The sequence below is a fragment of the Antarctobacter heliothermus genome (genome assembly GCF_002237555.1).
Lineage (GTDB): Bacteria > Pseudomonadota > Alphaproteobacteria > Rhodobacterales > Rhodobacteraceae > Antarctobacter > Antarctobacter heliothermus_B.
The window spans coordinates 2,762,372-2,775,231 of the sequence record NZ_CP022540.1 but is presented as its reverse complement, the minus strand read 5'-3'; the positions used below and the strand labels follow the sequence as shown (position 1 = coordinate 2,775,231).

At 59.5% G+C, this 12,860-nt stretch carries 12 protein-coding genes; 11 read left to right on the top strand and 1 reads right to left on the bottom strand.

The window, feature by feature from the left end; translation table 11 throughout:
* Positions 1-70: 70 nt before the first annotated feature.
* The 11 genes from ANTHELSMS3_RS13200 (at position 71) to selD (ending at position 11,691) form a co-directional block, all read left to right on the top strand.
* Positions 71-2,272 carry a 3-hydroxyacyl-CoA dehydrogenase NAD-binding domain-containing protein gene (locus ANTHELSMS3_RS13200; protein ID WP_094035270.1) on the top strand — a complete coding sequence of 734 codons (2,202 nt, stop codon included), beginning with the start codon at positions 71-73 and terminating at the stop codon, positions 2,270-2,272.
* A 473-nt stretch (positions 2,273-2,745) separates the two neighbouring features.
* Positions 2,746-3,030: an STAS domain-containing protein gene (locus tag ANTHELSMS3_RS13195; protein ID WP_094035269.1), complete on the top strand. Its 285-nt coding sequence runs from the start codon at positions 2,746-2,748 to the stop codon at positions 3,028-3,030.
* Positions 3,027-3,401: a response regulator gene (locus ANTHELSMS3_RS13190; protein WP_094035268.1), complete on the top strand. Its 375-nt coding sequence runs from the start codon at positions 3,027-3,029 to the stop codon at positions 3,399-3,401. The genes ANTHELSMS3_RS13195 and ANTHELSMS3_RS13190 overlap by 4 nt, the downstream gene beginning before the upstream one ends.
* A 1-nt stretch (position 3,402) precedes the next feature.
* A complete protein-coding gene (locus ANTHELSMS3_RS13185) occupies positions 3,403-5,574 on the top strand; it encodes a chemotaxis protein CheA (RefSeq protein ID WP_094035267.1) in 2,172 nt (723 codons plus the stop codon).
* Entirely contained in the window at positions 5,567-6,034 is a 468-nt protein-coding gene (locus tag ANTHELSMS3_RS13180; protein ID WP_094035266.1) for a chemotaxis protein CheW, read from the top strand. The genes ANTHELSMS3_RS13185 and ANTHELSMS3_RS13180 overlap by 8 nt, the downstream gene beginning before the upstream one ends.
* Positions 6,031-6,912, top strand: coding sequence for a CheR family methyltransferase (locus tag ANTHELSMS3_RS13175; RefSeq protein ID WP_094035265.1), 882 nt, complete (start codon positions 6,031-6,033; stop codon positions 6,910-6,912). The genes ANTHELSMS3_RS13180 and ANTHELSMS3_RS13175 overlap by 4 nt, the downstream gene beginning before the upstream one ends.
* A 9-nt stretch (positions 6,913-6,921) precedes the next feature.
* Entirely contained in the window at positions 6,922-7,308 is a 387-nt protein-coding gene (locus tag ANTHELSMS3_RS13170; protein WP_094035264.1) for a response regulator, read from the top strand.
* Positions 7,305-7,664 (top strand): hypothetical protein, encoded by a 360-nt coding sequence (locus tag ANTHELSMS3_RS13165; protein WP_094035263.1) that lies wholly within the window; start codon positions 7,305-7,307, stop codon positions 7,662-7,664. The genes ANTHELSMS3_RS13170 and ANTHELSMS3_RS13165 overlap by 4 nt, the downstream gene beginning before the upstream one ends.
* 56 nt (positions 7,665-7,720) lie before the next feature.
* Complete coding sequence (locus ANTHELSMS3_RS13160; protein WP_254694734.1) at positions 7,721-8,965, top strand: CheB methylesterase domain-containing protein; 1,245 nt, start codon at positions 7,721-7,723, stop codon at positions 8,963-8,965.
* Entirely contained in the window at positions 8,965-9,498 is a 534-nt protein-coding gene (locus ANTHELSMS3_RS13155; RefSeq protein ID WP_094035262.1) for a chemotaxis protein CheD, read from the top strand. The genes ANTHELSMS3_RS13160 and ANTHELSMS3_RS13155 overlap by 1 nt, the downstream gene beginning before the upstream one ends.
* A 66-nt stretch (positions 9,499-9,564) precedes the next feature.
* Entirely contained in the window at positions 9,565-11,691 is a 2,127-nt protein-coding gene (selD, locus tag ANTHELSMS3_RS13150) for a selenide, water dikinase SelD (protein WP_094037111.1), read from the top strand.
* Here selD and mnmH read toward each other — a convergent pair.
* Positions 11,673-12,731 carry a tRNA 2-selenouridine(34) synthase MnmH gene (mnmH, locus tag ANTHELSMS3_RS13145; protein WP_094037110.1) on the bottom strand — a complete coding sequence of 353 codons (1,059 nt, stop codon included), beginning with the start codon at positions 12,729-12,731 and terminating at the stop codon, positions 11,673-11,675. The two genes, selD and mnmH, sit on opposite strands and share 19 nt — an antisense overlap.
* Positions 12,732-12,860: the final 129 nt, after the last annotated feature.

Sequence of the window (12,860 nt, the reverse complement as noted above, 5' to 3'; positions counted from 1 at the left end):
CGGCAAACCTCAACGTCCGAGACCGCCACGCGTGGACCGGGCGCCACCCGAAAAATACTGGAGAGTGAGAATGACTGATTTCACGATGGAAACGGACGCAGATGGCGTCGCGGTGATCACATGGGACGTGCCCGGCAAGTCGATGAATGTGATGACGCTGGAGGCCTGGGATGTCCTTGACGGGTTGATCGATCAGGCACTGGCCGACGATGCGATCAAGGGGATCGTTATCACCTCTGGCAAGGACAGCTTTGCGGGGGGCATGGACCTGAAGGTCATCGCAAAGATGAAGGAAATGGCAGGCGACGACCCGGCCAAGGGCCTCTTTGACGGGATCATGAACGCCCACCGCATCATGCGCAAGATCGAGCGTGCAGGCATGGATCCCAAGACCAATAAAGGCGGCAAGCCGATTGCTACCGCCCTGCCTGGCACAGCGCTTGGCATCGGTCTGGAAATTCCACTGTCAACGCACCGCATCTTTGCCGCCGACAACCCCAAGGCCAAGATCGGCCTGCCCGAAATCATGGTCGGCATCTTTCCGGGTGCAGGTGGCACCACGCGCCTTGTGCGCAAGATGGGCGCCATGGCAGCCTCTCCGCTGCTGCTGGAGGGCAAGCTGAACGACCCGAAAAAGGCCAAGGCCGCCGGAGTGATCGACGAGGTTGTCGAAGATCCGCTGGCCGCTGCCAAGGAATGGGTGCTGAATGCCAAGGACGCAGACATCCTCAAACCTTGGGACGCCAAGGGCTATAAGATGCCCGGCGGCGCGCCCTATCATCCTGCCGGTTTCATGACTTTTGTCGGTGCAAGCGCCATGGTCAACGGCAAGACCAAGGGCGTCTATCCGGCGGCCAAGGCGCTGCTGTCAGCGGTCTATGAAGGCGCGATGGTGCCCTTTGACACCGCGTTGAAAATCGAGGCGCGCTGGTTCACCAACGTGTTGATGAACCCCTCTTCGGCAAACATGATCCGGTCGCTGTTCATCAACAAGGAAGCGTTGGACAAAGGTGCCGTGCGTCCCGCCGACGTGGCCGATCAGAAAGTCACTAAAGTTGGCGTTCTGGGCGCAGGCATGATGGGCGCAGGCATCGCGCTGGTGTCGGCTCAGGCGGGCATCGAGGTAGTATTGCTGGACCGCGATCAGGCCGCCGCCGACAAAGGAAAGGCCTATAGCGCCGATTACGCCGCCAAAGGCGTGAGCCGTAAAAAGATCACGCAGGACAAGGCCGACGCGATGCTGGCGCGGATCACCGCGACCACATCTTACGACGACCTCAAGGGCTGTGACCTGATCGTCGAGGCAGTGTTTGAGGACCCAAAGATCAAGGCTGAGGTGACCAAGGCCGTCGACGCGGTAACAGGCGACGACTGCATCTTTGCCACCAACACGTCGACCTTGCCGATTTCGGAACTGGCGAAGGCGTCCAAGAACGCCGAGCAGTATATCGGCATCCACTTCTTCTCGCCGGTCGAGAAGATGATGCTGGTCGAGATCATCAAGGGTAAGGAAACCGGGGACCGCGCAGTGGCCAAGGCGCTGGATTTCGTGCGCCAGATCCGCAAGACGCCCATCGTGGTCAACGACGCCCGGTTCTTCTACGCCAACCGTTGCATCATTCCCTACATCAACGAAGGCATTCGCATGGTGAAGGAGGGTGTCTCTCCCGCCCTGATTGAGAATGCCGCCAAGATGATCGGCATGCCGCTGGGACCGCTGCAACTGGTCGATGAAACCTCGATCGATCTGGGGGCCAAGATCGCCCGCGCGACGAAGGCCGCGATGGGCGACACCTACCCCGATGGTGAGGTTGATGAGGTCATCTTCTGGATGGAAGGTGAAGGCCGGTTGGGCCGCAAGACCAAGGCTGGTTTCTACGACTACGACGAAAAGGGCAAGCGTCAGGGCCTGAGCCAGCTGGTGCAGGACAAGTACCCGCAGGCTGAAGACCAACCCACAGTGACCGAGGTGCAGCATCGGCTGTTGTTCGTGCAGTCTCTGGAGGCAGTTCGGGCATTGGAAGAGGGCGTTCTGATGGACATCCGCGAAGGCGATGTCGGCGCGATCCTCGGCTGGGGCTTTGCGCCGTGGTCCGGTGGACCGCTGTCGTGGCTGGACATGATTGGCGCGCCGTATGCGGCGGAGCGCTGCGACCAACTAACCGAAGCCTATGGCGCACGGTTTACTTGCCCGCCGCTGATGCGAGAAATGGCCGACAAATCGCAAAGCTTTTACGGCCGGTTTGGCCCGGAAAGTGCAGAGGCGGCCTGAAACAGGCTGTATTTGACGTTGCGCCGCGTCTTACGCGTCGCCTGATGGCGGGGCTGGTCCTGATGGACCGGCCCCGCCATGCGTTTGGGGCCCGACGGGTGTCGCCATGTGATTGCATCCGAAACTGTGCCACTCCACCCCCACCCGCTATGGCATTGGGTCCCTCAGCCTCGTCGCATCTGCTCCAGAGCAGAGCGTCACCCGAACCACCGATGTTTCGAATTTTCGACGTTCAGCAAGAGTGAGTTAAACAGCAGTGTCGCCCGGTTATCGCGGCACTTTTTCTCTTGTTGTTTCAACCACTTTTGACAACGACCCCAAAAATACTCGCCAGAAACGCCCCGATCCGGCGGACTGATGCCCGACGGACGTGTCCGTCGGAACCCTTTGTTAAGATCGCATCCCTATCTCTTCGGTTCATCAGATGTGTCAAGCCAAGACGCGCTCAATGCCACGGAGGATGCAGTACCGCGATGTCAGACATCAGTTTCCACGCTCTGGGTCCCGCACGGGCCCGCTCGGGTGAAGATCCGCTGGTTGCCTTCCTTTTGAACGCCCGGCGCATGCCGGTCACCGTCTCGGCACGCGATGTGGCACGGCTGGATTCCCACAGGCTGCAATTATTGCTCGTGGCGCAAAGGCAATGGACCGAAGACGGCATCGATTTCGATGTTACCGACATGGCGCCAGGATTTCGTGAGGGACTTGAAAGGCTGGGTCTCTCTTCTGAACATTTCGACAAGGAACCGCTGCAATGACGACAAAAGTTCTGGCAATCGACGATTCGCGCACGATCCGTAATCTGTTGCGTGTCTCCCTTGAAGGTGCCGGGTTCGAATTTCATTCCGCCTGCGACGGTCAAGAAGGCGTGGACATTTTCCCTGACGTCGACCCGGACGTGGTCATTACCGACATCAACATGCCCAAGCTGGACGGCTTCGGGGTAATCGACACGCTGCGCAGCGGTCCCAACCGCACCAATGTGCCAATCCTCGTTCTGACCACGGAAAGCTCGGATGACCTTAAAACGCGGGCGCGCACGGCCGGTGCAACTGGGTGGATTGTAAAGCCCTTCGACGACGGTTCTTTGGTGTCGGTCCTGCGCCGCCTGACGGGGCATGTGAGCTGAGATGTCGGTAAATTCGATCAGAGATACCTTCTTCGAAGAATGCGAAGAATTGCTAGAAGCGCTGGTCGAAGGGCTGGCCCAGATGGAGAACGCCTCCGACGATATGGAGGTCGTGAATGCGGTCTTCCGGTCCGTGCATTCGATCAAGGGCGGCGCAGGGGCCTTCGCCCTCGACCGGCTGGTGGCATTTGCGCACAGCTTTGAAACTGTCATGGACAAGGTGCGGGACCGCGCGCTGGCCGTCGACGAAAAACTGATGGGCGTGTTCCATCGCGCCGGGGACCACTTGGCAGATCTGGTCGCCTCGGCACGCGATGAAACAAATCTGGATGACGAGACCGAGTTCGGGCTTATAACCGAGTTGGAAAGCTATCTGGACGGCGATACCGCTGTAGAGGATTTCTGCTTTGACGCGGTCACGTTGGATTTTGGCGGTCCGCAGATTGATCTGGGTGTCGAAGATCCCGTGGCCAGCACGCGCGTTTTCCACATTCGCTTTGCCCCGACGCGCGCGCTGTATGAAAACGGGCATGAACCGTTGCTGATCTTCGACGCACTGGCCGAATTGGGCAGCCTATCGGTTGAGGCGGATCTCAGCCGGCTGCCGGAATTCGACGCTTTCGATCCGGCAGATGCGATTTTGTCCTGGCAGTTGACGCTGACAACCAGCGAACCGGAAACAACGCTGCATGAGGTTTTCGAATTTGTAGAGGGGCTTTGCACTCTGGAGATCACGATCGAGCAGTCGGCGGCTCTGCAGGCGGTCGAGCTGCCCGAACCAACTGCGTCTCCGGACGAGGCAACTTTGGCCGAACCGGACGAGACGGCACTGTCGCAGATCCCGACTGACTTTCCCGTCAGTGCGACTCCGTCAGAGACGCAAACCGGAAACAGGCCGGACGCCAGCACGGGAATGCCCTCACTTGCACCTGCATCCAAGGAGTCGCGCGGACCAAAACCCACCCTGAGGGTCGATCTGGACCGTGTTGACCGGCTGATCAACACGGTTGGGGAATTGATCATTAACCAGGCAATGATCTCGCAGCGGATCGAGGAACTGGACCTGCCCACAGTCGCCCATCTGACAAATGAACTGGAAGCCTACAAGTTGCTTGCGCGCGACATCCAAGAAGGCGTCATGGCGATCCGAGCGCAACCAGTCAAGCCGCTCTTCCAACGTATGTCGCGGATCGTGCGCGAGGCATCGGACGCAACCGGCAAGAAGGCCAAGATGGTCACCGTCGGTGACTCCACCGAAGTGGACAAGACGGTGATTGAGCGGCTGGCCGATCCGTTGACCCATATGGTGCGCAATGCGGTCGACCACGGTCTGGAATTGCCAACCGAACGGAACGAGGCAGGCAAGGATCAAACTGGGACAATCCGGCTGTCCGCTGCACACCGGTCCGGCAGCGTCTTCATCGAGATATCGGACGATGGCGCGGGGTTGAACCGCGAACGTATTCTCGCCAAAGCCATGGAAAAAGGGCTGGTGCCTCCGGACGTGGATCTCTCTGATCCGGAAATCGACAACCTTCTGTTTCTGCCCGGTTTTTCCACCGCAGGCCAAGTCTCGGCCTTGTCGGGTCGTGGCGTTGGCATGGATGTGGTCAAAAACGCGGTACATGCCTTGGGCGGGCGGGTATCGATCACTTCGACTCCCGGCAAAGGCACGACCTTTGCAATCGTCTTGCCACTGACCTTGGCGGTTATGGACGGGTTCGTGATCTCCGTGGCTGACCAGACCATGGTTATCCCGATTTCCTCCATTCTAGAGACCATTCGACCAAACCCACGCGACATTCACTTGGTCGGCACGGACAGCGAAGTCGTCAGCGTCCGCGGATCTTATGTTCCGATTGTCGATGTGGCCGACAGTCTTGGCCTCGAACGGCGCGACGACAAAAACAGCAACGGCATCCTGCTGCTGATCAGCACAGAGATGCAAGGATTGACCGCACTTCGCGTCACCGCAATCCACGACCAGCGACAAGTTGTGATCAAAAGCCTGGAAAGCAACTACGCCGCTATACCCGGTGTCTCGGCAGCGACCATCCTTGGCGACGGCAAGATTGCCCTGATCCTGGACCCCGAAGAACTGATCAAACTGGCCCAAGCCTCGGGTCACGATCCCTTTGCACTGCACAGCAGAATGGAGCTTCGTCATGGCTGAAACCGCCGAGGCACTTGCGGACACGCAATTCGAATTCATCACCTTCTCGGCGGGCGGCCAGAGTTATTGCCTCGAGATTACGCAAATCCGCGAAATCAGACGATGGACCCCGGTAACCGCCCTGCCCCACACACCTCAGGATGTGCTGGGCGTGATGAACTTGCGCGGCGCAGTGATCCCGATTTTCGACCTTTCTGCCCGGTTTGGTCTGGGGGCGACACCTGCGAATGAACGCAACGTGGTGATCGTGGCGGCTGTCGATGGCGCAACTATCGGCCTGCTGGTGGAGACGGTGTCCGAGATCCTCTCCGTTGACAAGAGCGCCATCCAAGAAACACCAGACATCAAGTCCGAAGCAACCCGAAATAGTATTCTCGGGATGATCTCGGTCGACGACTCCATGGTTCGGGTCGTCAACCTTGGCGCTGTTGTCGACAGCGGAAAGGGGCTGTCTGAATGAACTCCTCGGCGTCCAATACCTTTACGCGCGACATTCCGTTCAGCGACAACGACTTTCGTTCGATCGCCGATCTCGCGCGGGACCGTTTCGGCCTCAGCCTTGCGGAAAGCAAGAAGCCGCTGGTCTACTCGCGGTTGGCCCGACGCCTCAAGTCACGACAGGTCAGTAGTTTTTCCGACTATCTCGCGTTGCTCAACCGTACTGAAGAAGAAGAGGAAAGGCTGGAACTGATCTCGGCCTTGACCACAAATGTCACCAGCTTTTTTCGGGAAAATCACCATTTTGAGATGGTGCAAACGGTTTTGTCGCAAGGTCTTGCCGAAAAGGCCCGTGCGGGCGGACGCTTACGCATCTGGTCAGCCGGATGTTCGTCGGGCCAGGAACCCTTTTCCATAGCAATGACTCTACTGGAGGCGATCCCGGATGCGCCCTCAAAAAATGTGCGCATTCTTGCAACGGATATAGACCCCAAGATCGTGGCAAAGGCCCGGGCCGGCATATACTCTGCCGAAGACGTCTCCGGTATCCCTGCCCCGTTGCGAAAGAAATGGATGACGGCCGATGACGCGGCTGGAAAAACCTACGCCGTGGCGGACGGCTTGAAATCTCTGGTCACCTTCAACGAACTGAACCTGATGAATGATTGGCCCTTCGCAGGGCCGTTCGACGCCATCTTTTGCCGGAACGTCGCAATTTATTTCGCGCCCGACACGCAACGTCGCCTTTGGCAACGCTTGAGCGCCAAGCTGTCGCCGGGCGGTCTGCTGTTCATCGGGCATTCCGAACGCGTCACGGGCCCTGCACTGGAAGACCTCACAGGCGTCGGCATCACCAGTTACTGCAAGTCGCGCACCAACGCGCAGCCCACGCTGCAATAGGAGAGCATAATGGGATTGAAGGACTCTCTGAGGATCATGGTCGTCGATGACATGGCAACAAGCCGCGGCCTGATCACTCAGGCGCTCGACGATATCGGGATCAAGAACTACGTCACCGAAAACGATGGGCGTTCGGCACTGGGCAGACTATCGGCAAGTCCGGTGCATCTCATTCTGTCCGACTACAACATGCCCGGGCTGGACGGCCTGGGATTGTTGAAAGCAGTCCGAGGCAATCAGGCGCTCAGGAAAATGGGCTTTATCCTGGTCACCGGCAGGCCAACGCCAGAGATCGTGGCCGAAGCTAAACAGTTGGGTCTCAACAATATGATCAAGAAACCGTTCACCGCTGCGGCGATGAAACAATGCATTGAAAGCGTGGTCGGTCGTCTATGACAGCACAGTCTGAGACCACGCTGCCGCTGAAGGTCGCGACCCGGCGCGCTTCGGCCGAACTTGAGGGGCTCTACGTCCGGCTGGAACGATTGGAGCACGGGCTCGATACTGTCATTGTTCATGCAACGCATGCGTTTGACACCAAATCGATCGGAATGTTGCAGGAACTGGACATGCTGCGGCAATCGATTGGTGCACTGGCAGATTACCTTGAACAGATCTCGATCGGGACCGACGACGCGGGCATGGTAGATGTCGTGCAGGCCTTGTCTGACGTGCCTCTTCGCGACATGGCAACCAGGCTGAGCGGGACCGTCAACTCCGCGGTCAGTGTCGGCCATGCGGAGTTGTTCTGATGTGCCGCTTGTTTGCCCCGGTCCGGGTTTGAGCGTGCCCCTGCAGGAGATTTGTCATGCTCAGGAAGACCGTTGTCGTCGCTACACCAGATGCCGCGCTGCGTGCCAAGCTCGCGCGAATGGTCGATCAATTGCCTGAGTTCGAGGTGATCGCGCAAACTGGTGACTTGATGAACACCTACAACGTCGTTGAGGAGCGTTTGCCAAAGGCGATTTTGATTGCGGACGTCCTGGCCAATCTGCCCGAGTTCGAAGTCATGCGTGCCCTGTTTTCGACGCTTGATATTCGCTGGCTGGTCGTGACGATGCCCAACGCAGCGCAGTTGTCTCAAGCCTCGGTAGGGCATGATGAACCAAATTCGGACCTGTTCTCGATCCCGGCCAATGCGCCAGAAGAGATCTATATTCGACAACTCTGCGCGCTGACCCGTACCGCACGAAACGTCTCTCCAGCCCAGCACCTTCGAACGCCAGGCGCCCCACCCCTGATGCGCGCGCGCTCTCCGAAAACGACCGCAATTGAGTCAACCGTCGATCGACCAAAAGCCAGGCCGACAATTCGGCCACACGAACGTCGCCCATCCGACCACCCTCGGAACGACGTCAAATCTGCGTCAGGTCCTGCAACACGGGGGGCCACAGGTGGGCAAGTTGCCGAACCAAGCGTTCCGGCCAGGGCGCACCAAGTCGGCAGTCCAGACAAAACCGCCGATCGTGTGATCCTGATTGGCGCGAGTACTGGGGGTGTGGATGCCCTGCTTGCCGTGTTGTCGCGATTTCCAGAAAACTGCCCACCCACTCTGGTCGTGCAGCATACCGGGACCGGGTTCGGCGAAAGCCTTGCTGGGCTTTTGAACCGGCAGTGCCTGCCCAAAGTGCGCCTTGCAACGGAACCAGTGCCGATCCGCCGGGGCCAGATTCTGATAGGCGCAGGCACACGGACCCATCTGGTCATCGATGGCCGCGCCGGAACACGCGCGGCCTGTCTGGCGGATATGCCTGTTTCTGGACATATCCCTTCGGTCGACATGCTCTTTGCATCTGCGGTTCCTTTTGCATCCCGAATATCTGCGGCGCTCTTGACCGGAATGGGCCGTGATGGTGCCAACGGAATGAAGGCCCTGTATGATAGCGGGGCCTTCACAATCGCCCAGAACGAGGCAAGCTGCGTTGTTTACGGAATGCCGCGCGCCGCCGTCCAGAATGGTTCTGTTCACAAGATCCTGCCGCTTGACCGGATCGCGGAAGCGCTGCTTGCCGGCAAGGACGAGGCCCCACGCACAGCGAGGGAGTTGCAGTGATGACAAGAACCACTGAGACAGTCGTCAACGTCATCCAGGGCGAATACGAGATATCCGAGGATCCGACGGTGGTGATGACCACCGTTCTGGGGTCATGCATTGCGGTCTGCATGTTTGATACCACGCGCCGGATTGGCGGCCTGAACCACTTTCTCTTGCCCAACCGCGAGGGCGGCGGCGGGGCGAGTGTCCGATATGGTGCCTATGCAATGGAGCTGCTGATCAACGGGCTGCTGCGCAAAGGGGCCGAACGTGGCCGACTGCGGGCAAAAGTCTTTGGCGGAGCCAGCATGATAGGCAACCTGCGCGACATCGGTGCGTCAAACGCCGCATTCGCCAGGCAGTTCCTGTCTGATGAGGGGATTCCCTGCGTCGCAGAATGCGTGTCTGGCACGGCCGCGCGACGCATCCGCTTTTGGCCGACAGACGGGAGGGTGCGCCAGTTGTTGGTTTCGGCTGAGGCAATCTCTTTGCCACCGGAAAAACCGGCCCTGATCCCAAGGCCCGTCATGCAAGAGATCACACTTTTCTGAAAGGGACATCGGCGTTATGCGGGGGGCTGTCGCAGAATGCGGCACGGCATAGCGAAGGAGGCCGAGATGCAGTCAACGCCCCATCCCGCGACCCGCGATCTGGTGCTGGTCGGCGGAGGTCATACACATGCGCTGCTACTCCGATCCTGGGGCATGAAACCTCTGCCCGGAGCGCGACTGACGTTGATCAGCCCCAATCCGACGGCCGCCTATTCTGGAATGCTGCCCGGCCATATTGCCGGGCACTATACGCGTGAGGCTCTGGAAATCGATCTTGTACAGTTGGCGCGTTTCGCCAATGCCCGGTTTGTGCTCGGCGCCGCAACCGGCATCGATCTGCACCGCAGGGAAATCAGAGTTCCTGACCGTCCGCCCATTGAATACGATGTCGCCAGCATCGACATCGGCATAACAACCACCATGACTGAGCTGCCCGGATTTGCCGAACATGCGGTTCCTGCCAAACCGCTGGAGGCTTTCGCCGACGCTTGGCAGATCTTTCTGTCCACCACTGGCCCGGCCTCTGTCGCCGTCATCGGGGGCGGCGTTGCGGGGGCAGAACTGATTTTAGCGATGAGCCATGCCTTGACCCTGGCCGCCCGCCCTGCCCGGTTGCATTTGATCGAACGGGACACTTTACTAGATGCCCTGCCTGCACGCGCGTCCCGGAGGATGCGACGCGCCTTGATCGAGGCAGGCATTGAAATACACGAATCCGCAGAGGTCATCGCGGTCACCGCCGAAGTTGTCAGGCTGGCCGACCGGACAATCGAGGCCGGGTTCATCTGTGGTGCCGCCGGTGCACGCCCGCACCCATGGCTATCTCAGACCGGCCTGTCTCATCGCGACGGATTCGTCACTGTGGACCCAATGTTGCAAAGCTCGGGCAAGCATGTCTTTGCCGTTGGCGATTGCGCAGACATGGCCTTTGCCCCGCGCCCAAAGGCGGGCGTCTATGCGGTGCGGCAGGCTCCGGTTCTGGCCCACAACCTGCGCGCCGCATTGCAGGAAACCGGTCAAACGAAAAGATATCATCCACAAGCCGACTATCTGAAGCTTCTCTCGTTGGGGGATAAATCGGCTCTGGGCAACCGGTTTGGAGTGACCTTCTCAGGCCCGTGGGTCTGGCGATGGAAGGATCGGATCGACCAGAAATTCATGTCGAAATTCAGAGACCTGCCACAAATGCCGACACAATCTCTGCCTGCCGTTCGGGCCGCAGGGGCAGAGGCGCTTGGCGACAAGGTGCTGTGTGGCGGCTGCGGCGCCAAGTTGGGTCAAGATGCCTTGCTACAAGCGTTGGGAGCGGGTGGGCTGCCCGGGGATGACGCGGCGATCATCACCATGGGCGGAGCACGGACTGTGATCAGCACCGACCATCTGCGTGAGTTTGTCCGCGACCCCGTGACTATGACACGGATCGCCGCGCAGCATGCCTTGGGCGACATCTGGGCCATGGGCGCGCAACCCAACGCGGTTCTGACCAATCTCATTCTTCCTCGCATGGCCCCTGCTCTGGCCACGCGCACATTGCGCGAAATCATGACTGCCGCCCGCGAAGTGATGGCAGAGGCTGGCGCGGAAATTGTCGGCGGGCACAGTTCCCAAGGGTCGGAGCTGACAATCGGATTTACCGTCATTGGGAGATGTGATCACACGCCCATAGGTCTGACGGGTGCGCGCCCGGGCGATGCGTTGATCCTGACCAAACCGCTGGGCTCGGGCGTCGTGATGGCGGCCGAAATGGCCGGTCGCGCGCGTGGCGCGGATGTGCGCGCGGCACTGAATCTGATGATGCAGTCGCAGGCACAGGCATCGGCGATCCTGTCGGATTCCCACGCCATGACAGATGTCACCGGCTTTGGCTTGCTGGGCCATTTGCGCAACATCTGCCTGAATTCAGCCGTGGGCGCAGAAGTCGCCGTAAATCATGTGCCTCTGATGGCGGGCGCGCTTGACCTGTCTGCCAGCGGCATCCGCTCAAGCCTGTATCCCGACAACCGCGCCCCCGTCCCCGATCTTGACCACACGCCGCAACACGATCTGCTGATCGACCCTCAGACGGCTGGCGGTTTGTTGGCAGCGGTGGCGGGGGATGTGGACACGCACCTGACCGCCCTGCGCGCTGCGGGGTATCAGGCGTGCATCATTGGCCGCATCACGGACAAGACAGGTCAGATCCGGATCGTCTGAAGATGTACGGCCAACCGATCGGCCAGAGCATCCAACGCCCGAGGCGTCAGCGCGGTTGTCTCTTCGCGGTGAATGAAACGCGTCGCCTGCGCGCGCATCGATGTCCGATAAGCAGGATCATAGTGGTCCTCTGCCAGGGACCGGCAAAGCGCCAGCCGCTCCCCCGCTGCTATCATAGTGTCCCAGCGATCGACCAGTTCATGCCCCCTGTAGAACCGCAACGGTGCAAGCATTTCGGACAAGCGCGGCCCGTCAGCAAGAATATCGACGTAGGCCTCGGCCAGATATCGTGCGCGGGCCTCGACCGGGGCGGTGATCTCAATCCACGGAGCAATCTTCATCGCGTCCCAAAGAGCGGGCGGCAGGTTGATCTGACCGATCTTGCTGCTTTCCGCCTCGACCACCACCGGTGACGCCGGGTCGAGCGCATTCAAAGCCCGAATCAGATCGGATTCGAAACCCTTCTGTGCGGGCTGCCCTCCGGGCATTTCCCCCAGCAGCGAGCCGCGATGTCGCGCCAGACCTTCCAGATCCAGCGCCTGTATACCCCGCTCTGCCAATCGCGGCAGAAGTGCCGTTTTGGCCGTCCCGGTGTAACCCCCAAGTTGAATAAGGCGATGCGGCAACGCATTGTCGTAAAGCGCTCGCGTCACGAGGCGGCGATAGGTCTTGTATCCGCCCTGAACCACCTCTGCACGCCATCCAATTTCCCGCAGCATCCAAGTGAAAGCACCAGACCGTTGCCCGCCCCGCCAACAGTAGACCAGCGGACGCCAACCGCCATGATGATGTGCCAACGGCCCTGAGATATGTGCGGCGGCATTTCGAAACACCAAAGCGGCGCCGATCTTGCGGGCTTTGAACGGGCTTTCCTGTTTGTAGATCGTTCCGACCTGCGCCCGTTCTTCGTTGTCGAGAACGGGAAGATTGATAGCCCCTGGTACGCGATCTTCTGCAAATTCTGCCGGGCTGCGCACGTCGATGACGCAGTCGTAGTCATGCGTAAAAAAGGTGTTGAGGCTGTCCGCAATGAGAGTCATCCAAAGGATGTAGCCTGCCCTGTCAGCCATTGAAAGAGGTGGTTCTTCCGGATGAAAAAACAGTTGCAATACCCGCTGGACACCGGGTCAGACCTCGGCTAAACCGCCTCCACCCGAAGGTTTTCCTTC

Excerpts from the sequence above, each read along its gene's own strand:
- ANTHELSMS3_RS13180 (WP_094035266.1), top strand. The coding sequence starts at position 5,567 with ATGGCTGAAACCGCCGAGGCACTTGCGGACACGCAATTCGAATTCATC.
- ANTHELSMS3_RS13165 (WP_094035263.1), top strand. The coding sequence starts at position 7,305 with ATGACAGCACAGTCTGAGACCACGCTGCCGCTGAAGGTCGCGACCCGG.
- ANTHELSMS3_RS13155 (WP_094035262.1), top strand. The coding sequence starts at position 8,965 with ATGACAAGAACCACTGAGACAGTCGTCAACGTCATCCAGGGCGAATAC.
- ANTHELSMS3_RS13195 (WP_094035269.1), top strand. The coding sequence starts at position 2,746 with ATGTCAGACATCAGTTTCCACGCTCTGGGTCCCGCACGGGCCCGCTCG.
- ANTHELSMS3_RS13160 (WP_254694734.1), top strand. The coding sequence starts at position 7,721 with ATGCTCAGGAAGACCGTTGTCGTCGCTACACCAGATGCCGCGCTGCGT.
- ANTHELSMS3_RS13185 (WP_094035267.1), top strand. The coding sequence starts at position 3,403 with ATGTCGGTAAATTCGATCAGAGATACCTTCTTCGAAGAATGCGAAGAA.
- ANTHELSMS3_RS13175 (WP_094035265.1), top strand. The coding sequence starts at position 6,031 with ATGAACTCCTCGGCGTCCAATACCTTTACGCGCGACATTCCGTTCAGC.
- ANTHELSMS3_RS13170 (WP_094035264.1), top strand. The coding sequence starts at position 6,922 with ATGGGATTGAAGGACTCTCTGAGGATCATGGTCGTCGATGACATGGCA.
- mnmH (WP_094037110.1), bottom strand. The coding sequence starts at position 12,731 with ATGACTCTCATTGCGGACAGCCTCAACACCTTTTTTACGCATGACTAC.
- selD (WP_094037111.1), top strand. The coding sequence starts at position 9,565 with ATGCAGTCAACGCCCCATCCCGCGACCCGCGATCTGGTGCTGGTCGGC.
- ANTHELSMS3_RS13190 (WP_094035268.1), top strand. The coding sequence starts at position 3,027 with ATGACGACAAAAGTTCTGGCAATCGACGATTCGCGCACGATCCGTAAT.
- ANTHELSMS3_RS13200 (WP_094035270.1), top strand. The coding sequence starts at position 71 with ATGACTGATTTCACGATGGAAACGGACGCAGATGGCGTCGCGGTGATC.